The sequence below is a fragment of the uncultured Tateyamaria sp. genome (assembly GCF_947504105.1).
Taxonomy (GTDB): domain Bacteria; phylum Pseudomonadota; class Alphaproteobacteria; order Rhodobacterales; family Rhodobacteraceae; genus Tateyamaria.
In genome coordinates, this window is sequence record NZ_CANNGP010000207.1 from 1 (window position 1) to 216 (window position 216).

Annotated in this window: 1 protein-coding gene; it reads right to left on the reverse strand. The window is 58.3% G+C overall.

The window, feature by feature from the left end:
- Nucleotides 1-216: hypothetical protein (locus Q1A75_RS24215; RefSeq protein WP_299593802.1), on the reverse strand; the 216-nt coding region annotated here is incomplete at both ends.

A 216-nucleotide genomic window follows, 5' to 3' on the forward strand; every position in this document is an offset into this window, starting at 1 on the left:
TCCTGGCGAAGAGCCGCAACCGAAGGAACGGGAGTAGCGCTGGGAGCTGAGGGCAATTCCTTCGGCCGGCGCAACTCTTTCAAAACCTGCGTCATCACGAGGACGCGGTTACTCTGGCCGGTCGTGGATCCTTTAAACGTCGGATTACCCTTGAATAGATCAATGACCACTGAGGAGGGCATGCGCTCCAGCGCGGCAATGACCTCACGCTTGCGA